Here is a 24,898-nt window from a genome sequence, read left to right as displayed (position 1 = left end):
CCGCCAGCGTATCGGGGGCATTGGCTGGAGCAACGGCTTCCGGCGTGGCCGCGGGCGGCGCGGGCTCATCGGCCGGGTCGGGCCGCAGGAAGAAATATGCTGCCACCGCTACCAACACGGCCGCCAGAAGTACCAGCAGCCACGGGCTGAGCGAAGATTTTTTACGCTGAATGTTGATGTCGGCCATACCGCAGGTTGTTTTCGGCGTGATTGTACGAGAAAGGCTAGGAAGTAGTGACGGCTTCAGACAAGAACGCCGTGCTGAAATGCAGAACGTCATGCTGAGCTTGTCGAGGCATCTCTACCGCAATAGTAAATGAATTACTCTTCGCGATAGAAATGCTTCGACAAGCTCAGCATGACGTTCCTTTTACTCCTTCGCTTTTTGTCTGGGTCGGCGCTACACTGCCACCGGCCGGTACAGCTTAGCCAGCGCGGCCACGGCGTAGTCGACTTCAGCCTCGGTGTTCATTTTGCTCATCGAGAAGCGCACCGTGGCCCGCTCGGGGTCGCAGCCCAGTGCCTCCAGCACGTGCGAGCCGGTTTGGGCACCGCTGGTGCAGGCCGAGCCGCCCGACGCCGCCACCTTGCTGATATCGAGGTTGAACAGCAGCATTTCGCTGATGGCCGAGGGCGGCAAGCTCACGCTCAGCACCGTGTACAGGCTCTGGTCGGCCAGCTCCGACAGGCCATTGAACTGCACATCGGCAATTTCGGCTCGCAGCTGGGCGATGAACCGGTCTTTTAGCCCCTGCACGTGGCGCTGGTGTTCGGCCAGGTCGCGCACGGCCACTTCCAGCGCTTTGGCCAGGCCCACAATGCCGGCCACGTTCTCGGTGCCCGAGCGCACGTTGCGCTCCTGCGAGCCGCCGTGGATGAGCGGGCTCACCTGCAGGCCGCTGCGGGTGTAGATGAACCCAACGCCCTTCGGCCCGTGAAACTTGTGCGCCGAGCCCACCAGAAACTGGTTTTTCAGCTGCTGCACATCGTGGCGATAGTGGCCCATGGTCTGCACCGTATCGGTGTGGAACACGGCCTCGTGCCGGGCGCAGATGTCGCCGATGGCAGCAATGTCGTTCAGGTTGCCAATCTCATTGTTGGCGTGCATCAGGCTCACAAACGTGCGCGACTGGCCCGCCAGCAACTCCTCCAAGTGCGCCAAATCGAGCCGGCCCTGCGCATCATGCTTCACGTAGTGCAGCTCGATTTCGCCGCTTTTAGCCAGCGCCTGCAAGGGGTGCAGCACCGCGTGGTGCTCGAGCGGCGAAGTGATGGCATGCTTCAACCCCAGCGTGCGCACGCTGCCGAAGGCGGCGTAGTTGTCGGCCTCGGTGCCGCCGCTGGTGAAGGTGATTTCGGCCGGGGCGGCGTTCAGCAGGTGGGCCACCGTTTTGCGGGCGTTTTCGATGGCGGCGCGCACCTGCCGGCCGGGGCCGTGCAGGCTGCTGGGGTTGCCGTAGTGCAGCTGCAAAAACGGCAGCATGGCGTCCAGCACCTCGGGGTCGAGGGGCGTGGTGGCGGCGTTGTCGAAATAGGCGTAGGCGGGGGCGGTGGGGGAAATTGCGCTCATAGACACGTTGGTTTCAGCAAAAAAAACAGAAGCCGGGCGTGGGTGCACCCGGCTTCTGGCAAGCTATACACGAATACAAATTTGGGCTTTCCAGCCGAAACTGCCCCACAGTAGCCGTTCCAATCCGGCAGAATGCCGACCAATTAGCTCTTTACCGCGATAATCTCCTTGATGTCGCCAATAATTTTCTGGGCCAGGTAGTCTGCCGTCGAGTTCGAGTCCGACTCGGCGTAGATGCGGATAATGGGTTCGGTGTTCGACTTGCGCAGGTGCACCCACTCCTTGTCGAACTCAATCTTCACGCCGTCAATCGTGTTCACCGGCTGCTTGGCGTAGCGCTGCTCCATCTTAGCCAGCACGTCGTCGGTGTTGATTTCCGGCGTCAGTTCAATCTTGTTTTTCGAGATGAAGTAGCTCGGGTACGAGTTACGCAGGCGGCTCACCGTGAGGCCGGTTTTGGCCAGGTGCGTCAGAAACAGCGCAATGCCCACCAAGGCGTCGCGGCCGTAGTGCAGCTCGGGATAGATGATGCCGCCGTTGCCCTCGCCGCCAATTACGGCGTTGGTTTCCTTCATTTTCGTCACCACGTTCACCTCGCCCACGGCGGCGGCGGCGTAGCTGCCACCGGCTTTCTCAGTCACGTCGCGCAGGGCGCGGGTGCTGCTCAGGTTGCTCACGGTGTTGCCGCCGCCCAGCGCCTTCAGCACGTAGTCGGCCACGGCCACCAGCGTGTATTCTTCACCGAACATCTCGCCGTTCTCGCTCACCAGGGCCAGGCGGTCCACGTCGGGGTCTACCACAATGCCGAGGTCGAAGCCGCCTTTTTCCAGCACCTTGGCAATGTCGCGCAGGTGCTCGGGCAGCGGCTCGGGATTGTGGGCGAAGTCACCGGTGGGCTCGCAGTGCAGCTTCTCGATGGTCGTCACGCCCAGTGCCTCCAGCAGTTGCGGCACCGCAAAGCCGCCCGAGGAGTTCACGGCATCCACCACCACCCGGAAATTGCGGGCCCGAATGGCCTCCACATCCACCAGCGGCAGCGCCAGAATGGCCTTGATATGCTTTTTGAGGAACGTATTATCCGTCGTGTACTCGCCCAGCTTGGCCACCGGCGCAAAGTCGAAGTCCTCATTCTCGGCCGAGACCAGCACCTGCTGCCCGTCGGTGTCCGAAATGAACTCGCCTTTGGCGTTGAGCAGCTTCAGCGCGTTCCACTGCTTGGGGTTGTGCGAGGCCGTGAGGATGATGCCACCGGCCGCCTTCTTGGCGGGCACGGCCATTTCCACTGTGGGCGTGGTGCTCAGGCCGAGGTCGCACACGTCGAGGCCGAGGCCCTGTAGCGTGGCGGCCACGAGGCGGCTCACCATGTCGCCCGAGAGGCGGGCGTCGCGCCCAATCACAATCAGCTGGCTGTCGGTGGGTTGAGTTTTCACCCACGAGCCGTAGGCGGCGGCGTACTTCACCACGTCGAGGGGCGTGAGGCCTTGGCCCACGGGCCCGCCAATGGTGCCCCGAATGCCGGAGATAGATTTTATTAAAGTCACGGAGGTCGTTTTTTGAAAGGCCAAAATTAGGCATTAGCCGCCGGTTGGCGACGCGCCGTTTTATCTTTGAAGCAATGGAAAATTCTGAATCTGCTGCTACGGCCCTGCTTACTTCCGACCGCCGGCCTGCCCAGCTCGAAGCGTTCGGCCGCCTGCTCGACGTGCTCAACCGCCTCCGGGCCGAGTGCCCCTGGGACAAAAAGCAGACGCTGCAAAGCCTGCGCCACCTCACCATCGAGGAAACCTACGAAATCAGCGACGCCATTTTACGCGACGACCTGCCCGACCTCAAAAAGGAGCTCGGCGATGTGATGCTGCACCTCGTGTTCTACGCCCGCATCGCCGCCGAAAAAGGAGCCTTCGACATCGCCGACGTGCTCAACGCCCAGTGCGAAAAGCTCATCTACCGTCACCCGCACATCTACGGCGACGTGCAAGCCGATGACGAAGAGACCGTAAAACGCAATTGGGAGCAGCTTAAACTCGCGGAAAAAGGCAATACCACCGGCGTGCTCGGCGGCGTGCCTACCTCGCTCCCGGCGCTGGTAAAAGCCATGCGCATTCAGGAAAAAGCCCGGGGCGCGGGCTTCGATTGGGAGCAGCCCGCTCAGGTTTGGGACAAGGTGCAGGAAGAATTATCGGAGTTTGGCGCCGAGTACAGCCACGGCGACCCGGCCCGCATGCACGCCGAAAAAGCCGCCGACGAGTTCGGCGATTTACTCTTTTCGCTGGTCAATTTTGCCCGCTTCGCCGGCATCAACCCCGAAGAAGCACTTGAGCGCACCAACCGCAAGTTTATCAGCCGCTTTCAGTACCTTGAAACGGCTGCCGCCGCCAACAATCAGCGCCTCACTGACCTCACCCTGGCCCAAATGGACGTGTATTGGGAAGAAGCTAAACGCCGCCCGGCCCAACCCAACCCGACTATTTAGCGTTGCTAATCTTCATCCATCTTTCATGCAATTTTGCCAGCTAAAGGCAAGTTTTCTTTGGTAAGGCCGTGGTTTTTGGTTAGGTTTGCCAAGCTAAGATGGCTTGGTGGGCAGTTTAGACTTCGGTAAGTGCCATTTTAATCCTTTCACTACGGGATTATCGATTGTTCTTCGCCGGGCTTTAGGCTTCGAACCGACTTTTTTGCTTTTTCTTTACCCACTCAATTCAACTACTTCACTCAACAACCCCCAAACACTCCGGAACAATGGAACAGAAAAATGCCATGAATACGAGCCCTCGGCCCGCCGCTACGGCCGCTAAAGCCGAAGCCAAAAGCAGCGGTGGCGCCTCGCTGTTCTCCGTGATAGTTATCATTTTGGCCTTCGTCATTAGCTATATCGTTTTCAAATTCGTCTTCGGTGACGGCAGCCACTTCCAAGGCGGCAACCCCGAAAACAACCCTAACCCCGGCGATTACCTCGGCGTGGTATACAAAGGCGGCGTAATTGTGCCTTTCCTGCTCACGATGTTCCTCTGCGTTATCACGTTCTCGATTGAGCGCATGCTGACCATCTCGAAAGCCAAAGGCTCGAAAGGTATCGAAACCTTCGTGCGCACCGTGCGCCAGAAGCTGAACGCCAACGACATCAACGGTGCCCTGGCTGCCTGCGACGCGCAGAAAGGCTCGGTTGCTAACGTGGTGAAAGCCGGCCTGATGAAGTACAACGAGATGGCCCGCGAGCGCGGCATGACCACCGACCAGAAAGTACTGGCCATACAGAAAGAAATCGAAGAAAGCACCGCTCTGGAGCTGCCGATGCTGGAGAAAAACCTGGTTATCATCTCGACCATCGCCTCGATTGCTACCCTGACCGGTCTGCTCGGTACGGTATTCGGCATGATTCGCGCCTTCGCCGCTCTGGCGCAGGCTGGTACTCCCGACGCCGTAGCTCTGGCAAACGGTATCTCGGAAGCTCTGATTAACACGGCTCTGGGTATCGGTACCTCGGCCCTGGCCATCGTGGCTTACAACTACTTCACCAGCAAAATTGACGAGCTGACCTACAGCATCGACGAGGCTGGCTTCAGCATCATCCAGACCTTCGCTGGCCAGCACGGCCAGACCACGGCTACCCAAACGGTTTAATGCCGCTTGCGCAGCTGCCGGCTGATGCACTAAAACGCGGGGCGATTCGTTCTTCGGAATGAATCGCCCCCTTTTAACCCCACCTCGCAATGCCCAAAGTAAAACCGCACCGTACCTCGCCGTCGCTCGACATGACGCCGATGGTGGACCTGGCTTTCTTGCTGGTGACGTTCTTCATGCTCACCACCAAGTTTGCCCCCGAAGAGACTGTGGTGGTGGACACTCCCTCGTCGATTTCGGACCTGAAACTGCCCGAAAACAACGTTATCACCCTCACCGTCGACAAGAACAAGCGCGTGTTCTTCGGCGTCGATGCCCCGCAGACCAAGATTCAGGCTCTGCAGCGCGTTGGTGCTAAGTACGGCGTCAACTTCACGGCCGCTCAGGCCAAGGAGTTCAGCAACCTGCCCAACTTCGGTTCGCCCATCAGCCAGCTCGGCTCGTACCTGAGCATGGACAAAGAAGCCCGTAAGCAGGTAAATAAAGAACTGAAAGGGGTTCCGATGGACTCGCTCAACAACCAGTTGATTGACTGGGTGCTGGAAGCTCGTCGCGCCAACCAGGCCATCTTCCACAAGCCCACCTACATCGCCATCAAAGGCGACGGTGACGCTGATGTACCCACGGTGCAGCAGGTTATCAAGGTGCTGCAGGAGAAGGATATCAACCGCTTCAACCTCATCACGGATATGGAGAACAAGCCGGTAGCGTCGAAATAAGCGCTAACAGCTATTCCCAAATCCCCTCACTTCTCTAACTCCCATGGCAGAAATTCAAGGCAAAGCCGACTCCGGTGGAAAAGGTGGGAAGAAGCGGGCCAAGAAAATGTCGACCAAAATCGACATGACCCCAATGGTGGACTTGGCCTTCCTCCTGCTTACCTTCTTCATGCTGACCACCACCTTCGCCAAGCCCAACGTGATGCAGCTCACGATGCCGGTGAAGAAAACCGACGATGTGGAGGACACGAAAATCAAGGCCTCGCAGGCCATGACCATCATCCTCGGCAAAGACAACAAGGCGTACTATTACTTCGGTCTGAACACGCCCCTCGACAAAACCGTACCCAAGCCTGAGCTGAAAGTGACGGATTTCTCGGCCAACGGCATTCGCCAGGTCCTGCTGGACCGTCAGCGCCGTCAGCCGGAGCCCATCATCCTCATCAAGCCCACCGAAGATTCTAAGTACAAGAACATGGTGGACATTCTGGACGAGATGAACATCACGAACCAGAAGAAATACGCGCTGGTGAAGGTACCCAAAGACGACCTGGACCTTATTAAAGAATCTGGATTATGATGGACAACGCGCAAATCGCGAAGGCTAGCCTGAACGACATCGTTTTCGAAGGTCGTAATAAGGCTTACGGAGCCTACGTACTCCGGCGCCTGTACCAGCGGCACGTAACCCGCGCGCTGATTATCGCCACGGCGATTTTCGCGCTGCTGGTGTTCTTTCCCCTGATTTCGCAGTATCTGAAAGAACGGATGCCGAAAGAAGAGAAGAAGAACCTGCAGGAGAACGTCCTGATGGACGCTCCGCCGCTGGACGAAACCAAACCGCCACCCCCTCCCCCGCCGCCGGAGGCTCCCCCGCCCCCGCCGCCTAAGCTCACCACCATCAAATTCACGCCGCCGGTTGTGAAGAAAGATGAGGAAGTGAAGAAGGAAGAAGTTCCGGACCAGGAGGAACTGAAGGAAAAGACGGTTGCTACCGTAACTGTGCAAGGCAACACCAATGCTCCTGACCTGACCGAGCTCGCCTCGGGCGACGGTGACAAGGTGGTAGAGGAAGTTGTTGAAAACAAGGTTTACACCTACGTTGAGCAAATGCCCGAACTGCCGGGCGGTGGTGGCCAGGCGGCCATCGTAGGGGCCATTCAGAAGGCCGTGCGCTATCCTCCAATGGCGCTGCGAAACCAGGTTGAAGGCCGCATTTTCGCCAGCTTCACGGTAAACCCACAAGGTGACGTGACCGACGTGAAAGTGGTAAAAGGCTTGGGTTCGGGTCTGGATGAAGAAACCATCCGCGCCATCAAAACCCTGCCGAAATTCCGTCCTGGCAAGCAGAACGGTCGCGCAGTAAGCGTTTCGTTTACGGTGCCGATTACCTACAAAATTCAGTAGTTACTGCAGGCTCCGGCCTGTAGCGTTACACCCCAGATTAGGCTTACAGGCCTCGTCTGGGGTGTTTTGCTTGCTGGCAACCGCTAGCTGGCGCGCCCAACTGGCGGCGCACAATTTGCGGCACTTATACTTCGTCAGCCGCCAGACTCGTTATACCGGGTAGCGACGTCTACCGCGGCATGCAGGAGGCAAGGCTTACTTTTTGATATATTATGAAAAGCGCTTGTTTTTCCGCTTTTTTGCGCTCCCATTGAACAGGCCTGTCAGGTTTAAACGAACCTTTCGGCCGCCTACGCGGGTTTATACATCTCCCTCTCAGTTTTTTCTGCGTGTATGCTTAACCTTCCAACGACCGAAGAACGCCTGGGAAAGTCACCCCAGCGTTTGGTGCGTTACTTTGTGCTGATAATGGCTCTGGTATATCTGGGGCTGGGCGTATGGCTGTTTTGGTCAGCGAGCGAGCCTTCAGGTGGCGGCCTGCTACAGTTGGGCACCACCGGCCGCCGGGTGCTCGGCGGGGTATTCATCCTATATGGGCTGATGCGCTTTATCCGGGGCTACCAAGCCAACTTTCGCAAAAAATCTTTTTCCGACAATAATGACTAAGCGCTTTCAACTTCTGGCAACGGGTTTGGCAACAGTGGTAGCTGGCACGCTGGGTTTCGCCTCGTGCAACGGCCCGGGCTCGCCGGGTGCGCAGGACACACCCACCAGCGGCACAGTGGCAGTAAGCGTGGATGAGACGTTTGCCCCCATTCTGCAGGCGCAGGTCGATACCTTCGCCAAGCTCTATCCGAATGCCCACGTGCAGATGAGTTTCCAGCCGGAGGAAAAGGTGATGGTGGACCTTATCAATGACAAGATTAAGGTGGCGGTGGTATCGCGGGAGTTGACGGCCGAAGAAAAGGCCGACTTCGCGAAGCAGACCATCAACCCGCGCACCACGCGCATCGGCATCGACGGCCTGGCTATTGTGTTGAACCGCGCCAACCCCGACTCGCTGCTGACGGTAGCACAGTTGGCCGAGATTTTTACCGGTAAAACGGCTACCTGGTCGCAGGTAAGCGGTAAGAAAGGTCTGTCGGCTATCAACGTGGTATTCGATGCCAACCGCAGCAGCACCACGCGTTTCGTGCTCGATTCAGTGACGCGCGGTGCGGCGCTCACCAAACGCGCTTTTGCGGCATCTTCCAACCCGGCGTTGCTCGACTATGTGGCCACGCACCCCAATGCCATTGGCGTAGTGGGCGTGAATTGGATTTCGGACCGCGACGACCCGAAGGCTATGAAGTTTCTGAATAAGGTGCGCGTGGCCAGCATCACGGCACGCCCCAATCCAACGGTTAACGACTACATACAGCCCTATCAGGCGTACCTGGCCGAAAAAACGCCCGAGCAGCTCGCCGAGCATGCCGAGTTGCAGAACTACCCGTTGCGCCGCAACCTGTACGTCATTAGCCGGGAGGCCCGCGCCGGATTGGGCACGGGGTTTGCATCCTTCGTGGCAGGCAAAAACGGGCAGCTGATTTTCCAGAAATCGGGCTTGCTGCCCGCCCAGATGCAGGCCCGCATTATTACCACGCCTAAACTGTAAGCGCGTTAGTCGCGTACCCTCTTTTCTTACGTTGTTTTTTCATTCTTCTCTTTTTCCTATGAGTTTCAAGCCCTGGAAACAGCCGTTGCTCGCCGCCGTCGCCCTGATGGCTGGTACGACGGCGGCCACCGCCCAAAACATTCAAACGGCTCAACGCGACATTGAGCTGGGTCGCTACAATGCGGCTCGTGCCGCCCTGCGCCCGGGCGCTACCCCAGAAACTGCTTTTGAACTTGGCCGTCTGTATCAGATGCGCGATATGCCGGACTCGGCTGCGTTTTACTTCAATAAGGCATCTGGCTCCACTCCTTTCGGACAAGTAGCCGCGGGCCGCGCCTTGCTGGCCAAAGGCCAGACGGCAGCTGCCGAAACTCAGTTCGACGCAGCGGCCAAAGCCACGAAGAACAAGGATGCCAAGGTACTGACGATGATTGCGCAAGCCTATGGCGAAGCCGACACCAAGGACATGGGTAAGGCCCAGACGTATATTGCCGCAGCCCAGGCAGCGAACAAGAAAGACGAGCCCTCCCTGATGGTAGCCCAGGGTGATGTGTATCTGCACTCAGATAAGGGCGGTGGAGATGCTATGAGCAGTTTTGACCGGGCTATTACGGCCAACCCAAGCTATGCCCAGGCTTACTACAAGAAGGGGGTTTTGAACGTGCGTTCGCGTAACTTCAACGCAGCTCAGGAAGCTCTCACGAAAGCAGTTGACCTCGACCCGAGCTATGCTCCGGCTTACCGGGAACTGGCCGATATGTATTTCCTGGCAGGCAAATACGACTTGGCGCTGAAGAGCATTCAGCAGTACATCGGTTTGGCCGAGAAGTCGCCGGCTACGGATGCGCAATACGCGGCCTTCCTCTACAAGAGCAAGAAGTACCCCGAGGCACTGACGGAGGTCAACAAGGTGCTGACGGTTGAGCCGAATAACCTGACGATGAACCGTCTGCGTGCTTATCTGCAATACGAAACCGGTGATTTTGCCTCGGCAGCCACTTCGATGGAGCAGTATATGAAAATTGCTCCGGCCGACAAAATTCTCCCCGAAGACTACTCGTATTACGGGCGCATTCTGGCTCGTACCGGCCAGGCAGATAAGGGCATTGAGATAATCAAAAAAGCCATTACCGCTCAAACCGACCCGGAGAAGGTAAAGGAACTGCAGCGTGACCTCGCAACGGCTTACCAAACCAAAAAGGATTACGTCAATGCTTCGCGCATTTACGCTCAGCTGGCGAAGAATGGCGACCTGACCGACCAATTCCGTCTGGCCACGTCGTTCAGTGCTGCTAAGCAGTACAGCCGGGCCGACAGTGTGTATGCCATCATTAACACGGCCAAGCCGACTTACGGGCCTGCCTACCTGGCTCGCGCTAAAGCCAACTCGGGTCTCGACCCGGAAGCTAAGCAGGGTCTGGCCAAGCCTTCGTACGAGAAGTACATTGAGCTATCGAAAGCTGAAGGTGCTGACCCCGCAAAATTCCGCGAGGGCTTGGTAGAAGCGTATGGCTACCTGGGCGTGTATAACTTCCAGAAAGGCGACAAGGCCGCCGCACTGGCCAACTTCCAGCAAGTGCTGGCACTGGACCCTAATAATGCGGGTGCGAAGAATAACATTGAGATTCTGAGCGCAAAGCCCAAAACGACCACCGTCAAAAAAACCACCACGACTGTTAAGAAGAAATAACGTTGTGATGCGTTAAGCAAAAAAGGCCCCGGTGCAATTGCGCCGGGGCCTTTTTATTGGTTAATGCCATTAATGACACCTACGCATAACGCGCAATTGCGACGCAGACAGGCCTCAATGCGCGCGGTTAGCAGCGGTAGCCCAAGTACGCCATAAGTCTAGCGCAGCGGCAAAATCGGCGGGTAATTCGGCCTCAAAGTGCTGGCTCTCGCCTGATACCGGATGCACAAAGCCCAGCGAGCGAGCATGCAGCGCTTGCCGGGGCAATAGCTTGAAAGCGGTTTCGACCAAATCACGGTAGGCACCGGTGTTCTGGCCCACGCGGATGCGGTCGCCGCCGTAGGTGGCATCGGAGAACAGCGGGTGGCCGAGGTACTGCATGTGGGCCCGAATCTGATGGGTACGGCCGGTTTCGAGCACGCACCGTACCAGCGTAACTGGTCCGAAGCTCTCCAGCACTTCGTAGTGCGTCACGGCGTGCTTACCTTGCTCGCCTTCGGGATATACGGCCTGCACCTTGCGGTCGCGCAGGCTGCGCCCGATGTGGCCCCGAATGGTACCGGTAGGCCCGGGCGGCGTGCCCCACACCAGCGCCAGATAGCTGCGCTCGATGGTGTGATGAAAAAACTGGTTTGACAGGTGCGTCATCGCAAACTCAGTTTTGCCGATAACCAGCAGCCCTGAGGTATCCTTATCGATACGGTGCACCAGTCCAGGACGAATCTCACCATTGCGGCCCGTGGGCAGGTTGGCAAGGTGGTGCGCCAGTCCGTTCACCAGCGTGCCCTGCCAATGGCCGTAGGCGGGGTGCACTACTAGGCCGGCGGGCTTGTTCACGATGAGCAATTCCGCATCCTCATAGCGAATATCGAGCGGCATTTCCTCGGGTACCACTTTGCCTTCGCGGGGCGGCTCGGGCAGCGTGATGGTAATGGTATCGTGCGGCTTGACGCGGTAGTTGGGCTTCACGGCCGCTCCGTTCACTTCGACTGCCGAAGCCCGAATGGCCTCCTGAATTTTATTGCGCGAGGTATTGCGCAGACGGTTTTGCAGGAATTTATCAATGCGCAGCAACTCCTGTCCGCGGTCGACAACGATGCGGTGGTGCTCATATAGCTCGTCGCCGCCGTCTTCGTCGTCGGGTCCGGTCAGTTCGTCTTCTTCGTCGAGAGCAGAGTCCAGCATAGAAACGTAAAAAAGGCATGAAAAAAGCCGGAGCAGGTGCTCCGGCTTTTCAGTAATCAGGCAGCAGGGCTGCTTATTTTTTGGTTTTAACCTTGGTCTTGTTCACACCGGGCGCAACAGGAGCCGCGGCAGGTGCGCTGGGCGAAGCCGGACCCGACTTAATGGGAGCGGCGGCCCCGGGCGTAATGCCCATTTTCTTCAGCACGAGGTCCGAAATGTCGCCGTCTTTAGGGGCGTGCAGCAGCAGCGGGCTACCACCACCGTCGGAATTGAACACGTAGGTGAAGCCGTTTTCGTCGGCTACCAGGTCGATATTCTTCTGCAGCTTATCAAGCGCCGGCTTCAGCAGGACCTGCTGCTTCTGCTGCAGGCTTTGCTGGGCGCTCTGCTGGAACTCCTGAATGGATTGCTGCAGGCCCTGAAGCTCCTTCTCTTTATCAGCTTTCACTACATCGGTCATCGTACCGGCGGCCTTCTGGTAAGCTTCGCCTTTGGTCTGATATTCGGCGTATTTGCTTTTCAGCTGCGCTTCCAGCTGCGAGTTATACGTTTTCAGCTCCGATTCAATCTGCTTGCTTTCGGGCATCTGAGCCAGTACGTACTGAACATCGGTGTAACCAATTTTCAGGGGGGCCTGGGCCTGGGCCGAAGTGGCGGCCAGAGTCCCGGCGGTCAGCAGAGCGGCGGCGAGCGTCAGACGAAAGATTTTCACGAGATTCATCAAAAAGGAAAAGGGTCAGAAAAATGTTGGGGCAAAGGTAATTACTTCTTGCGGGTTGGGCGCGCCGGCTTGGCTGCCGGGGTCTTTGCCGCTGGTTCGGGCGTGCCCGAGTCAGATTCAAAATTGGGGTCGACCGGCGTTTTGGGCGGGGCTACGGTTTTCACCGTGCCTTTGGGGCCGGGCTGGTTGCGGTCTTCAGCGCCAAGGCCCAGTTCCTCCAGTACGAACTCGGTGTAGTCGTGCACAGGGTTGGTGTAAAGCATCGTTAAATCACCGGATTTATCAAAAATCACGGCCAGCGACTTCTTCTTGGCTACCTTCTCCACCGCTTCAAATACCTTGTCCTGCACCGGCTTGTTTAGTTCCTGGCGCTTCTTGAACAATTGGCCTTCGTAGCCAAACTGCTTGTTGCGGTAGGCTTTCAATTCCTGCTCTTTAAGCAAAATCTCATCCTGCCGCTTTTTCTTCATCGCCTCCGTCAGCACAATTTCCTCGTTCTGATAGTTCCGATGAAGCTTATCAAGGTCCTTTTGCTGCGCTTCGATTTCCTTCTGCCAGGTATCCGACAGCAGTGCCAGCTCCTGTTGTGCTTTGGCGTACTCCGGCATCTTGGCCATGATGAATTCCGAATCAACCCAACCGAATTTCTGGGCCTGGGCCACACCGGCCCCGCTCAGCAGCAGTGCGAAGGCCAATAGCAGGCCACGAAAGTTCTTCATACGAGGCAAAACGTGAAACTCGGGCGCATAGTGTCCGACTAGCGAATTTGCTGGCCGATGATGAAATGGAAGTGGTTGCGGTCCTGGCCAGTTGAGGTACCAGCGGGCGGGATAACTGTATCGAAACCGTGGCCGTAGTCGAAGCCCAGCAAACCGAATGCCGACATGAAAACCCGGGCCCCTACCCCTGCCGAGCGGTACAGCTTGTACGGATTGTAGTTCTGATACGAATCGAATGCGTTGCCTGCTTCGGCAAAGCCCAGCACGTACACTGTAGCAGCCGGGTTCAGGCTCACCGGGTAGCGCATCTCCAGCACGTATTTGTTGAAAGCGATACCACCAGCCTGCTGGCCCTGGGCCGTCGGGATGGCATACGCCTGGCCGGGGTCGTCGTAGCCGCGCAGGCCTACGTAGTCGGTACCAACCAAGTAGTTGCCGCCACCATTGTAGCCCAGGCCGGCGCCGCCCATCTTGAAGCGCTCAAACGGTCCAATCGGCCGATTGGAATTGTACGTGCCCAGGAAACCAAAGTGCGCCCGCGTGTTCAGCACCAGCTTGCCCACAATGGGCGTGAACCACGAAGCGTCGAACATCCATTTGTGGAACTCAATCCACTGGTTGTTGGCCGACACGTGCTCCGGGTTGAGCAGTGAATACGGCGGCGTCAGGCTCAGGCTCAGGCTCAGCGACGAACCCCGGCGCGTATAGGTCGGGTTGTCGATGCTGTTGCGGGCCAGGGTTGTATTCAGCGTAATGTTATTGAACGTACCAGTCGAAGCGCCCGGAATCACCGGATAGTTTTGCGTCTGGTACTGGCTGTACGAGAGCGAGTTGCTCAGCGTGAAGTAGTCGTCGGGCACGCGCAACTGACGGCCAAGGCCCACCGTGGCACTATTCACCTTAATAAACTGGTCGGAGGCGGCATCAAGTGCGGCCCCAAGGCGCTGCACGCTGTGGTTCAGGCTGAACGAGAACGAGTTCGGCCGCCGGCCGCCCAGCCACGGCTCCGTGAACGAAAGTGAATATGCCTGGTATTGCACGCCGTTGGCCTGCACGTTCAGCGCCAGGCGCTGGCCATCGCCGGCGGGCACTGGCGTCCAGTTCCGCAACGTGCCGGCTTTGCGCAATGAGAAGTTGTTGAATACCAGACCCACCGTGCCGATGAAGCCAGCATAACCACCCCAGCCGCCCGAAAGGGTCACTTGGTCGGAAGGCTTCTCAACAACGGTGTAGTTGATGTCCACCGTGCCATCGGCCTGGTTCGGAACCGGATTGATGCCAATTTTTTCGGGGTCGAAATAGCCCAATGTAGCAATTTCCCGCTGCGAGCGAATCAGCAGCTCGCGGTTAAATTTATCGCCGGGCAGCGTGCGCAGCGTCCGGCGCAGCACATGGTCGCTGGTCTTCGTATTACCCGCAATGTTGATATCCTTAATGTGGGCCTGCACCCCCTCGCTCAGGCGCATCTCAATATCGATTGAGTCGCCCTCCACTTTGGTTTCGACCGGGTCGATGGTAAAGAACAGGTAGCCATCATTCAGGTACAACGACGAAATGTCCTGCCCCGTCGGATTGTAGTTCAGACGCTTGTCCAGGGTTTCCTTGCTGTACGGGCTACCCGACTTGATACCCAGCACGTTGGCCAGCGTCTTATCGTCGTAGAGATAGTTGCCGCTCCAAGTAATGTGCCGGAAATAATACTTCGGGCCTTCATCCAGCTTAATCCGCAGGGCCAGCCCCTTGTCATCCCGCACGAGGGTATCGCTCAAAATAATGGCATCGCGATAACCCTCGGCGTTATAAAATTCGATAATTTTCTTTTTATCCTCTTCGTATTCAGAGCGCTGGAATTTGCCGGCCGTCAAAAACTTATATGGCTTACGCTCCTTGGTTTTTTTCATTTTGCTCCGCAGCTTGGCATCTTTGAAAGCCGAATTGCCTTCAAAAGCAATGTCGTGGATGCGAATCTTGGAGCCCTTGTCCACATCGATGCGCAGCGCTACGCTGTTCGACAGCGACGAATCGGCCACCTGCACCACATTCACCTTGGCATCGAGGTAGCCTTTGTTCACAAAAAACTTGCGCACCTGCGTACGGGTGTTATTCAGCAGCGCGTCCGTTACTACCTTGCCCCGAATCAGGGTAATTTTTTTGGTAATATCTTCTTTCTGACCATTACGGACACCTGTAAACGTGAATTTCGACAGGCGGGGCCGCTCCTTCAGGTTGTAGTCGAGAAATATCTTATTGCCCTCGATACGGGCAATGGTCACGCTCACGTCGCCCAGAATTCCCTGTGCCCACAGCTTGCGAATGGACTTGCCAATTTCCTCGCCCGGCACATTAATGGCGTCGCCAACCCGCAAGCCGGTAAGGCCAATAAGGGTGTTTGGGTCGAGGTAGCGGGCTCCACTCACGGTGATGCCGCCTAGCTCATATTTCCGGGGCTCCTCACCTGCCTGCTGGGCCTGGGCCGGCCCAACGAGCCACGTTGCCACCACGGCCAGCACAAACGCCCACTTCACAACTAGATTACGCACAACAAACTTGCTAAAATTTTAAGACACTGCGACTTGCTCGCTGGTTTTGCCAAAACGCCGTTCGCGGCGCTGGTAGGCCTGAATAGCTTCCCGAAAATGTTGCCGCCGGAAATCCGGCCACAGCAAGTCAGTGATATACAACTCTGTATATGCCAATTGCCACAACATGAAATTGCTGATGCGCTGCTCACCACTGGTGCGAATGAGCAATTCCGGGTCGGGCATGCCAGCAGTTGCCAGGTAACCTGCGATAGAGGCCTCGGTCATGGCAGTTGGTTGCACTCGGCCCGCCGCTACTTCAACGGCTAAGCGCTGCGCAGCCTGCGTCAGGTCCCACCGGCCGCTGTAGCTCAGGGCCAGCACCAGCGTCATGCTCGTTCCGTTTTTAGTCAGCTCCTTGGCTTCAGCCAACTCGCGCTGGCAATTGGCAGGCAGCGTGCTGATGTCACCAATCGACTGGAGACGAATGCTATTTTTTAGCAGCGTAGGCGTTTCCTGTCGAATTGTGTGTACCAGCAACTGCATTAAGGCCATTACCTCAAGGGCAGGCCGGTTCCAGTTTTCGGTAGAGAAGGCATACAGCGTGAGGAACTGCACCCCTAGTTCGGCAGCCGCTTCCACTGTTTCGCGTACCGCCGTAATGGCACTTTGGTGCCCAAATACGCGCAGGCCGCCCCGCTGCTTCGCCCAGCGCCCGTTGCCATCCATGATGACGGCTACGTGCGCGGGAATATTTTTCGTATCGATTTCGGCCTTGCCGGTCATTTTTGCGGTTTCGCTAAAAGAGCCCGCAAGTTACGGAAATGGTTGCATACCGACGGCCCGCCGTGGGGCTAACCCCCAACAAACGAATGAAAATAGTGGGCAGCTGGCTGCCACCGTCCGGAAGCCGTTACTTTAGCAATTCTTTGTTTTGCTTGTACGAATCCGGGCAGTGGATTTTGTAAAAGGTATACGAGAGGCTGAGGCCGTTGTAATAGTACCAATCCTGGTCGTGCGGGTTCACCAAAAACTGTGATTGGTCCCCAAGATGGTCCAACTGGTCAGTCAAGGCCTTCCGGGCCCCAATCTCAAGCCCAAGGTTCCAGTGCGTCGACAGAGCCAGCTTGGCCCCAACCCCCATTGGTACGGCAAAACCAATCATTCCTCCGTTCCGCTCTAGCTCTACCAGCCCGGCATTGCTCACGGTGGTAGTATTGGCGTAGAAAACAGCCACTCCCGCGAACAAATAAGGCGAGAAATGTATCCGGTCGGTGCGCCGATGAAAATTCAGGAAGTTATATTCAACAACTGCCGAACCTTCGGCCAGCCATCCCTTCGTGTTGGCTTGGCGGTAGGCTTGCAACGGCGGAATGGCACCGGTTACACCGCTCACATTGCCATCGTCGGCCCGTAGCAGTCCGGCAGTTAAGCCCCCGCGCAAAGTAATGGGCACCGAAACGTCCTTGCGGTAAAAAGCCGTTAGTGCCGGCCGATTATTCTGGAACTGATACGTAGGTGATAGTTCACCGCGGTAATTAGTAGCTCCCAGCCCAACACCTATTTCGCTGGTGTTCTGGGCTTGAGCGGTGCCTATAAAAAGCACACTCCCCGCCTGCACGAAGCAAGCGAGGAGCGTCTTTTGAAAAGTCGAGTTCGTCATTTAGACTAATTGCTGACTGTGTAAGTAACCTAAACCAGCCAGGCTCCGCAACCTAGCGGAATTTGGGGTTTTTGATGCGGGGCGTCAGGATGTAGTTCAGCGTTACACCAGTAACGATGTACCAGTCCGTCTTGCTGCCTTTATCGCCACGCTGTGCAATACCGGGCTGGTCGAACCCAGCGAACTCGCCGGAACGCGAACGGGTGATACCGCCACCGTTATCGAACGTGCCATTGGCCGGATAGCCACCGCCGAAATAAATCTGCGCGGGGGTAGTGAGCGAGCCAGCGGGAGCGTATTTGCCACCAACGTCGTCGATGTAGTCGGTGAACGTTTTGCGCCAGCCAATTTCGAGGCTTGCGTCGAAATTCCGGTTGATGCGGTAACGGATACCACCACCGAACGGAATCGAAATCTGAGTTTTGCTGTAGGCAGTTGCCTGGCCTTCGGTACGCAGGTCGGCGAGGCTAACGTAGGTGCCCGGCGAGAGGCCGGCAACAGCTTTGTCGCCAACCAGCCCCTGCGGGTTGTGGTAGAAACCAGCAACACCAGCGAATACATACGGCACAAAGTCCGGACGCTTCAGGTAGTTGTTGCGGTTCTCAATCAGGTCGACGATAGCGACTGCCGATGCTTCGAAGATGTCGTTGCGGAACGTCATGTTCCGGTTGTAGCGAAAACGTGCGTCCGGGTCGTTCGGGTCAGCCGCCAAAGCGTCGCTGCCGGTGATGCGGCCATAAGAGAGACCGAAACGGCCCGACAGACGAGGATAGAAACGACGCGTGATGGAAACGCCGGCACCCAGACGGGTTGCACCAAAACGGAGACTGCTGAAGTTGGTAACCGGCGTTACGTCACCAAAATAGTTCATGGCGTTCAGGCTGAAGCCAACCGAGTTGTACTGCTTCCGCTTGCTGAATTGTTGCGCATCCGCCTCGGTGGAGGCCACCAGGGCCAAACCGAGCACAAATGCGGTGGAATAAGTGAAAATATTTTTCATAAGGCAACGAAAGTGATGATACAGAGCAGTTGGTGTATGGCTTGGGCAGTGAATGCGCAGTCTCAGACGGTCACAAAAGTAGGCTACGACGGGAACTAAAAAAATTTTGCACGATATTTTCAAGAAAAAACTTTGCAGACTACACTTGTGTGCCTGCCGGGTTACGCCGGTCGAGACCCCAGTTGAGTTTGCTGCGCAAGGTGCTCAGGAAGTTAACGTGATTTAATTTTACTAGACGGGCATTGAATTTTTCACGACGAACGGCAATCTGGACGGAAGCTTCGACAGGCAGGGAGCGTGAGTCGAGCGCCAGCATATAGCTGGTGCTACGGCCTTCGATTTCGAAGGATATTACGCTCTGGTCCGATACCACGAGTGGGCGCACATTCAGATTGTGGGGGCATACGGGAGCGATGATAAAATTGTTTGTCTGGGGCAGCATCACCGGCCCACCGCAGCTGAGCGAGTAGCCAGTGGAACCGGTTGGCGTGGCCACCACCAACCCGTCGGCCCAGTAGGAATTCAGGTATTCGCCATCGATGTAGGTGTGCACAACAATCATCGACGACGTGTCGCGCTTGAGGACGCTGAATTCGTTGAGGCCAAAATTGAGGCTACCGAATACATCGGGGTCGGTATCGACGCGGATAAGACTACGCTCCTCGATATTGAAATGGCCTTTGTATAAGGCATCAATGGCCTGCGTGATGCGGTCGGGCGTGATGGTAGCCAAGAAGCCCAGCCGCCCGGTATGAATGCCTAAAATGGGGATTTGCAGGCTGCCAACGTAGGTAACGGTATCGAGCAGGGTGCCATCGCCGCCGATGCTGAGCACGTACTGCACCCCACGCAACGAATCGCCCCGCCGAAAGCTGGTAGTGCCTTCGGGCAAGCGCAGACGATTGTCGAGGAAGGTGCGGAATGACTCGCCAATGAGTACCTCGGCGCGCCGGGCAATCAGGTCATCGAGCAGCGCCTGAATGGCGGGAGCAGCTTCGTCGTCGAATGGCTTGCCGAGGATGGCGATTTTCATGCAGAAAGTAAAAAGCAGGCATCGGCCCCCGCCGGGAAATTCGATAACAAAATCATAATCGGGCTACTACGCTACGGCGCCCTAAATCGGGAACTCGGCCCGAAAAAAGTAGCCGGTTTGGCCCAAACCGTTGAGAGTGTACTCGGCGGTAAAAACCCGGTCGTAGTAAGTGACGAGGTGCAGGCCGAGGCCTACAGAACGCAGAAATTGATTGGGAAGGCGGTTTTGGGGAATGGTGATGGCCGATATAACGTAACTGGCGTCGGCAAAGATATTGCCGTATAGCGCGATGGGAATGGTATTGACCTTGGGGTTGTCGATGGAGCCCAGCCGAATAGTCTTGGGCTGAAAGAGACGGTAGGAGATGCCCTGCTGCACGAGGCCGTAATGACGGCCGTCGATGACGTAGGCATCGTAGCCGCGCACGAGGTCGTCGTAGCCCAGGGCGCGGGTGTCGGGGTAGCCGAGGGCGCGGGCGAGGCGGGCCTGGCCCGTCAGGCCGAGGCTGTAGTAAAACTGGTGGCCCAAGGCGAGGTAGCGGGAGTACGCAGCGCGCAGGGTAGTGACGGACGGAGTGGTTTTGTCGAGAAAGACGCGGTGCGTGAGGCTGACTTGGGCATACTGCCCCGTAAGCGGGTAGGCAAAGGTGTTGCGCTGATTGCGGATGCTACTGATGGTAAAGTCCAGAAACTCGCGCTGGGTGCGGCCCAGAAAGTAGGCCGGGCTGTAATAATTGACGGAATCGCTGATTTGCTCGCGGTGGAATGACACATCGAAGGCCGTGCGGAACTGAACGGTGTGGCGGAATCGCAGGCCCGCCGTGGCGTAGAAGCGCTGAATGGGGAAATTATTATCGGCCCGGAACGGTACGAGCCGGTCGTCGATGGTACGATAATCGAGGGCATGGCTTTGGTAGTAGGATGCACCGACCCCGAAGCCCAGGCGCCGGTAGCGGCCCAGCCCAGGCACTTCGTAGAACAGCTCGTATTTGCGATTGAACCCCAACTGCAGGTTGGCAATAAGCTGCTCGTTGCGGCCGCGGAAGTTGACACGGGTGAGGTGCAGGCCATAGTCGACGCGGCGCCAACGGTCGGAGCGATTGAGCCAGGAGCGCAGGTTACGGTCGGCCAGCGACAGAATGGGAACCGGAAAAGTGTACCACCGCTCCTGCACGCCGAACACGACGAGCCAACTGCCGCCGGCGCAGCTTGCCTGCACCACCACAGCGTGAAAAAGCTGCAGGTTGAACAAGCGGCGGCGGTTGGCTTCGAGGCGGGCCGGCAGGTCGGCCAGGCTCAGGGTATCGCCTTCCTTAAAATCGAGCTCCGCGCGCAGAATCCGGGCTTTGGTAATGGCATTGCCGGCAAACAGAATGCGCCCCACGGCGGTGCGGGCCGAGCCCGGGCACGGCAGCACGCGCACCAGCGTATCGGCGGGGGCTACTACCGGGTGCAGGCGCCGGGGCAGCGTATCGGCCGGAGCCGATACGGGCAGCAGCACTTGCAACAAAAACAACAGCAATCCGAGCACCCGCTATCAGACGTTCAGGTAGCGTAGCAGGGCGTCGAACCGGTCCTGCTCGTCTTCGTTGGCCGCGGCGGTGCCGCTGAATTGGGCGGTGACGACGTAGCCAAATCGCTCGAGCGTGGCGGTGATGCGGGCCAGGTTATCGGTGTTCAGCTTGATTGTGAGCCGGATGCGATAGGGGTCGACTTCGTCCTGCGCCACAATGGCGCTGATAATCTTGGCGTTGTTTTCCTCAACGTAGCGGCTGATTTGCGTGAGGGAATAGTCGCGCTCTTCCATGCTGAGCACGATGATGCCCCCCTGCCCACCCGAGGGGTGCTGACCAAAGGCGGCCAGGGCATCGGCAATCGTAACAACACCGGCATACTCCTGCCGCTCATCAACCACGGGTACGAGCTGAATCTTGTTTTCGATGGCGAGCTCCATCACGCGGTAGAAATGCTGGTCGGGACGCACGTAGGCGTCAGCGAAGCCCAGGGCCAGCTCCGACAGCGGCCGCTCGGGGTCGTCGAAATCGGCCAGGTCGGCCTCGGTCACGAGGCCCCGGTAGCGGCGCTGGTCGAGCACTGGCAGCTGAGCCACGTGAAACTCATCGAGCCAGCGCGCTGCTTTGCCTGCCGAATCGGTGCCTTTCAGGGGCGGAATCATCTCGTTGAGTAAGTCTTCGGCGAGCAGGGCGGACATGGTTTCTAAAATTATGCGTGGTGAGCTATCGATGATGAATGCGCCGAAGCATCAGGTCATAAGTAAGGATAAAATCGCGGCAAGCACGAGGGCAGCACCGGGCCACAAGTAACCCCTGATTTTGCCGAACAACAATCGGACCGCCAAAAGGATAGACGGGCCTTAAGCAGCGACCGTCGGCCCGGTTTCTATATTACGCAAAAAGCGCTGCAATCGGGCGTTGAAGGCGGCGGGACGTTCCATCATGGGGGCGTGGCCGCAGTGGTCGAGGAAGCGAAGCTCGGCCCGGGGCAGCAGGCGGAAGAACTCGTGCGCGACCGGCGGCGGCGTAATAGTGTCGTTCAGCCCCCACACCAACAATACCGGCACGCTGATTTTGGCCAGCTCCTTGCTCAGGTTGTGGCGCTGCGCGGAGCGGGCAATGGCAATGATGCGCAGGCACTTGGCATTGGAATTAGTGACGGTGAATACTTCGTCGATAAGCTCCTTGGTGGCGATGGCGGGGTCGTAGAACGTGTAGCCCACCCGCTCCTGCACGTAGGCGTAGTTGCCGCGCTTGGGAAAGGAGCCGCCCATGCTGTCTTCGAACAGCCCGCTGCTGCCGGTGAGCACCAGGCTGCTGACGCGGTCCGGATTTTTGAGTGTGTAGACCAAGGCGATGTGGCCGCCCAACGAATTGCCCAGCACCGCGAACTGCCCGGGCAGCGCCAATGCCTGCACAAAGCCCTCAACATACGCCACCAGCCCGGGCACGCCGGCCTGCGTGAGCGGCATATCATATACGGGCAACAGCGGAATAATGACCCGGTGGGTGGCCGAAAAATCGTTTACTACCTCCTGCCAGTTGCTGAGGGCGCCGAACAAGCCGTGCAAGAGCAGCAAAATGGGCCCCTGGCCTTCGTCCACGTATTCGTACCCTTGCTGATGCTGGCGGCGCAATTCCATCTCGTTGTTTTTTGCAGGTGGTTGGTGGTGCAAAAGAAGCCTCTGCAGCGGCAAAAACAGCAATCAGCAGCCAGCCTATGCGGTTTAGGCAAGTATACAACAACGCAGCCAATTGCCCAGCATACCCAGCCCGTGCGGAGTGAGCAGGGCTTCGGGGTGAAACTGAACGCCGTAGAGCGGCAGGCTGCGGTGGCGCAGGGCCATCAGTTCGGACTGCGGGCCGGTGGTGTGCGCCAGAGCTAGCAGCGCAGCCGGCAGCGGCTCGGCCACCACGAGCGAATGGTAGCGCGTCACGGCCTGCTCGGCGGGCAAGCCGGCGAAGAGTGGGTCGTCGGCCACGGTGCAGCGCATGGCCGTGACCTTGCCGTGCATGGGCCGGGCAGCCCGTACCACTTCGGCCCCAAAAAACTCGCCCAGCGCCTGATGGCCCAGGCACACGCCCAGCATGGGGAGGGCGTGGTGATATGCCTGAATAAGCGCGGGCATAACGCCAGCCGCCGCCGGAGTGCCGGGGCCCGGCGACAGCACCACACCCGCATATTGCGGCACCCGCAGCTCGGCCAACGGAACGTCGTTGCGGCGCACGACTACGTCGGCCCCCAGCTGGCGCAGGTAATCGGCTAGGGTGAAAGTGAAGGAATCGAAGTTGTCGAGCAGCAGCAGGCGCACGGTTGGAAATTATTGGATAATAGGAACGTCATGCAGAGCGCAACGAAGCATCTGGCCCGCCACCACTAATCTCATTTACTATTGCGGACCAGATGCTTCGCTGGGCTCTGCATGACGTTCTTTTAACGCTCAACATTCAACCCTTCACAAAAGCCGTTTTCATGCGTCCCAGCAAATCCTGGGCGAAGGGCAGTACATAGCCGGTGATTTGCAGGGCCAGTGGCGTAGCCTGCTGCACCACGGGCAGCACCTGCGAGCCCGCCACCAGCCCCGGCGACAGCAGGTGCAGGCCCGCCAGCCGGGTGCCGTGCAGCAGCAGGCTTAGGCCGAGCAGCCATTTAAGGACGCCGGCCGCGCCGCCCAGCAAATTATCGAGCACGCCGAGCGGGGTGAGGTGCACGGCGGTTTTGAGCAGGCCGCCCAGCAGGTGCACGCCCCACATGATGGCCACTAGTACCAACGCAAACGAGAGCAGCGGCAGCAAGCCAAACGCGTCGCCTACGTACTGCCGCACCAGCGGCACGGCGGCCGAGAGCAAGCTCAGCCCGCCCACTACGCCCAGCACGAAGGCCAGCAGCGACACCACTTCGAGCAGCAGTCCACGCCGGTAGCCCTTCACGGCCCCAATGCCGAGCGGAAGGAGCAGCAGAATGTCGAGGGGCGTCATTTTTGAGATAGTAACTGAGTAAATGGGTAAATGAGTAAGGGAAGTAATTCAGCAGCTGCAGCCTTTCTTTCGCATGCTGCTTTTCCCACCTTACTCGTTTACTAACTTACTCATTTACAGATTCGTATTGTTCAGCAGGTGGCCCAGCACGTCGGAGATGCGCTTACCATCGGCCTGGCCGGAAAGCTCGCGGGCGGCCACGCCCATCACCTTGCCCAGGTCGGAAGGGCCGGTGGCGCCCACGCGCTGGATGATGTGCACGAGCTTCTCGACGAGGTCGGCCTCGGAGAGCTGGGCGGGCAGGAACTCCTCGATGATGGCGAGCTCGGCCAGCTCGTTCTCTTCGAGGTCGGAGCGGAACTGCTCTTTATAGATGGCGGCCGCATCGCGGCGCTGCTTGGCAGCCTTGTTGAGGAGCTTGAGCTCGGCGTCGGGCGTGAGGCCGGCGGCAGTGGCGCCTTCGGCGGTTTCGGCCAGCATGATTTGCGACTTAATGCTGCGCAGGGCGGTGAGGCGCACTTTGTCTTTGGCGAGCATAGCCTGCTTGATGGCGGCGTCGATGGTGGTTTTGAGCATGGGAATAAAATTGGCGCGTTAGCGCATGGAAGAATGGGTGGAGCTGTTAATCGCCACCAAAAAGGCGCACGGTTGGTCGAGGTACAGCGCTAGTTGGCGCGCCGAGCGGCGGATGCCATACGGGCCAACTACGATGATTGGCGTGGCAAAGGTCAGCAATAGATTGGGAGCAGTGAGCAACGGACGCGCCAGGTTGAGGATGTGCGGGCCGGCCACAAAGTCGCCGCGTAGGGCTTCGGCAGCTTGCAGGCCGGCCCGCGCTACCACCAGCTGCCAGAAAAAGCCCACCCGCACCTGCAGCGTGTCGGTGGTAAGCACGGTGGGCTGCAGGCGCACGGCTTGGCCGTGGGCCACGCACAGCAGCAGCGCGTAGGCATCGGCCACGAGCA

General features: G+C 58.0%; 26 protein-coding genes. 8 read left to right on the top strand and 18 right to left on the bottom strand.

Annotated elements, in window-relative coordinates; all coding sequences use genetic code 11:
• The 3 genes from ACYVDE_RS01385 to glmM all read right to left on the bottom strand — a co-directional run.
• Positions 1 to 187 (bottom strand): hypothetical protein (locus ACYVDE_RS01385; RefSeq protein ID WP_460499683.1); only part of this gene is annotated, 187 nt, incomplete at its 3' end.
• Between the two features lie 213 nt (positions 188 to 400).
• Positions 401 to 1,570, bottom strand: a complete 1,170-nt coding sequence (locus ACYVDE_RS01380; RefSeq protein WP_460499682.1) for a cysteine desulfurase family protein — start codon at positions 1,568 to 1,570, stop codon at positions 401 to 403.
• Positions 1,571 to 1,713: 143 nt separating this feature from the next.
• A complete protein-coding gene (glmM, locus tag ACYVDE_RS01375; protein WP_460499681.1) occupies positions 1,714 to 3,111 on the bottom strand; it encodes a phosphoglucosamine mutase in 1,398 nt (465 codons plus the stop codon).
• A 74-nt stretch (positions 3,112 to 3,185) separates the two neighbouring features.
• Between glmM and mazG the strand changes: the two genes are divergently transcribed.
• The 8 genes from mazG to ACYVDE_RS01335 all read left to right on the top strand — a co-directional run bounded on the left by mazG (position 3,186) and on the right by ACYVDE_RS01335 (position 10,601).
• Entirely contained in the window at positions 3,186 to 4,043 is an 858-nt protein-coding gene (gene mazG, locus ACYVDE_RS01370; protein WP_460499680.1) for a nucleoside triphosphate pyrophosphohydrolase, read from the top strand.
• 284 nt (positions 4,044 to 4,327) lie between these two features.
• Entirely contained in the window at positions 4,328 to 5,191 is an 864-nt protein-coding gene (locus tag ACYVDE_RS01365; protein ID WP_241938343.1) for a MotA/TolQ/ExbB proton channel family protein, read from the top strand.
• An 89-nt stretch (positions 5,192 to 5,280) separates the two neighbouring features.
• A complete protein-coding gene (locus ACYVDE_RS01360; RefSeq protein WP_460499679.1) occupies positions 5,281 to 5,910 on the top strand; it encodes an ExbD/TolR family protein in 630 nt (209 codons plus the stop codon).
• Positions 5,911 to 5,953: 43 nt separating this feature from the next.
• Complete coding sequence (locus tag ACYVDE_RS01355) at positions 5,954 to 6,490, top strand: ExbD/TolR family protein (protein ID WP_460499678.1); 537 nt, start codon at positions 5,954 to 5,956, stop codon at positions 6,488 to 6,490.
• Positions 6,487 to 7,317, top strand: a complete 831-nt coding sequence (locus ACYVDE_RS01350) for an energy transducer TonB (RefSeq protein WP_460499677.1) — start codon at positions 6,487 to 6,489, stop codon at positions 7,315 to 7,317. Before ACYVDE_RS01355 ends, ACYVDE_RS01350 begins: the two co-directional genes overlap by 4 nt.
• Before the next feature lie 408 nt (positions 7,318 to 7,725).
• Positions 7,726 to 7,923: a hypothetical protein gene (locus tag ACYVDE_RS01345; protein ID WP_460499676.1), complete on the top strand. Its 198-nt coding sequence runs from the start codon at positions 7,726 to 7,728 to the stop codon at positions 7,921 to 7,923.
• Positions 7,916 to 8,911, top strand: a complete 996-nt coding sequence (locus ACYVDE_RS01340) for a PstS family phosphate ABC transporter substrate-binding protein (protein WP_460499675.1) — start codon at positions 7,916 to 7,918, stop codon at positions 8,909 to 8,911. Before ACYVDE_RS01345 ends, ACYVDE_RS01340 begins: the two co-directional genes overlap by 8 nt.
• Positions 8,912 to 8,969: 58 nt before the next feature.
• Complete coding sequence (locus tag ACYVDE_RS01335; RefSeq protein ID WP_460499674.1) at positions 8,970 to 10,601, top strand: tetratricopeptide repeat protein; 1,632 nt, start codon at positions 8,970 to 8,972, stop codon at positions 10,599 to 10,601.
• Between the two features lie 114 nt (positions 10,602 to 10,715).
• Here the strand turns inward: ACYVDE_RS01335 and ACYVDE_RS01330 are convergent, their stop codons facing one another.
• The 15 genes from ACYVDE_RS01330 to ACYVDE_RS01260 all read right to left on the bottom strand — a co-directional run.
• Complete coding sequence (locus ACYVDE_RS01330) at positions 10,716 to 11,786, bottom strand: RluA family pseudouridine synthase (protein WP_460499673.1); 1,071 nt, start codon at positions 11,784 to 11,786, stop codon at positions 10,716 to 10,718.
• A 73-nt stretch (positions 11,787 to 11,859) separates the two neighbouring features.
• Entirely contained in the window at positions 11,860 to 12,498 is a 639-nt protein-coding gene (locus ACYVDE_RS01325) for an OmpH/Skp family outer membrane protein (RefSeq protein WP_460499672.1), read from the bottom strand.
• Positions 12,499 to 12,548: 50 nt separating this feature from the next.
• Entirely contained in the window at positions 12,549 to 13,226 is a 678-nt protein-coding gene (locus ACYVDE_RS01320; protein WP_460499671.1) for an OmpH/Skp family outer membrane protein, read from the bottom strand.
• Between the two features lie 38 nt (positions 13,227 to 13,264).
• Positions 13,265 to 15,766 carry a BamA/OMP85 family outer membrane protein gene (gene bamA / locus ACYVDE_RS01315; protein WP_460499670.1) on the bottom strand — a complete coding sequence of 834 codons (2,502 nt, stop codon included), beginning with the start codon at positions 15,764 to 15,766 and terminating at the stop codon, positions 13,265 to 13,267.
• An 18-nt stretch (positions 15,767 to 15,784) separates the two neighbouring features.
• The gene (locus ACYVDE_RS01310; RefSeq protein WP_460499669.1) at positions 15,785 to 16,531 is read right to left on the bottom strand and encodes an undecaprenyl diphosphate synthase family protein; all 747 of its coding nucleotides are present in this window, start codon (positions 16,529 to 16,531) and stop codon (positions 15,785 to 15,787) included.
• Between the two features lie 127 nt (positions 16,532 to 16,658).
• Complete coding sequence (gene porG, locus ACYVDE_RS01305) at positions 16,659 to 17,408, bottom strand: type IX secretion system protein PorG (protein WP_460499668.1); 750 nt, start codon at positions 17,406 to 17,408, stop codon at positions 16,659 to 16,661.
• 52 nt (positions 17,409 to 17,460) lie between these two features.
• Complete coding sequence (locus ACYVDE_RS01300; RefSeq protein ID WP_460499667.1) at positions 17,461 to 18,408, bottom strand: DUF6089 family protein; 948 nt, start codon at positions 18,406 to 18,408, stop codon at positions 17,461 to 17,463.
• A gap of 139 nt (positions 18,409 to 18,547) precedes the next feature.
• Complete coding sequence (locus tag ACYVDE_RS01295; protein ID WP_460499666.1) at positions 18,548 to 19,441, bottom strand: diacylglycerol kinase catalytic domain-containing protein; 894 nt, start codon at positions 19,439 to 19,441, stop codon at positions 18,548 to 18,550.
• Positions 19,442 to 19,522: 81 nt separating this feature from the next.
• On the bottom strand, positions 19,523 to 20,941 hold the full coding sequence (locus ACYVDE_RS01290; protein ID WP_460499685.1) for a BamA/TamA family outer membrane protein: 1,419 nt from the start codon (positions 20,939 to 20,941) through the stop codon (positions 19,523 to 19,525).
• Positions 20,942 to 20,977: 36 nt separating this feature from the next.
• On the bottom strand, positions 20,978 to 21,652 hold the full coding sequence (locus tag ACYVDE_RS01285; RefSeq protein WP_460499665.1) for a CBS domain-containing protein: 675 nt from the start codon (positions 21,650 to 21,652) through the stop codon (positions 20,978 to 20,980).
• A gap of 162 nt (positions 21,653 to 21,814) precedes the next feature.
• Positions 21,815 to 22,597 (bottom strand): alpha/beta fold hydrolase, encoded by a 783-nt coding sequence (locus ACYVDE_RS01280; protein WP_460499684.1) that lies wholly within the window; start codon positions 22,595 to 22,597, stop codon positions 21,815 to 21,817.
• 84 nt (positions 22,598 to 22,681) lie between these two features.
• The gene (locus ACYVDE_RS01275; protein ID WP_460499664.1) at positions 22,682 to 23,266 is read right to left on the bottom strand and encodes an anthranilate synthase component II; all 585 of its coding nucleotides are present in this window, start codon (positions 23,264 to 23,266) and stop codon (positions 22,682 to 22,684) included.
• Positions 23,267 to 23,402: 136 nt separating this feature from the next.
• A complete protein-coding gene (locus tag ACYVDE_RS01270; RefSeq protein WP_460499663.1) occupies positions 23,403 to 23,933 on the bottom strand; it encodes a CvpA family protein in 531 nt (176 codons plus the stop codon).
• 114 nt (positions 23,934 to 24,047) lie between these two features.
• Positions 24,048 to 24,509: a GatB/YqeY domain-containing protein gene (locus ACYVDE_RS01265; RefSeq protein ID WP_460499662.1), complete on the bottom strand. Its 462-nt coding sequence runs from the start codon at positions 24,507 to 24,509 to the stop codon at positions 24,048 to 24,050.
• 18 nt (positions 24,510 to 24,527) lie between these two features.
• Positions 24,528 to 24,898 (bottom strand): hypothetical protein (locus tag ACYVDE_RS01260; RefSeq protein ID WP_460499661.1); only part of this gene is annotated, 371 nt, incomplete at its 5' end.

The organism is Hymenobacter agri, assembly GCF_054778495.1.
The sequence above is the reverse complement of the archived record's forward strand: the minus strand, read 5'-3'. Positions and strand labels throughout refer to the sequence as shown.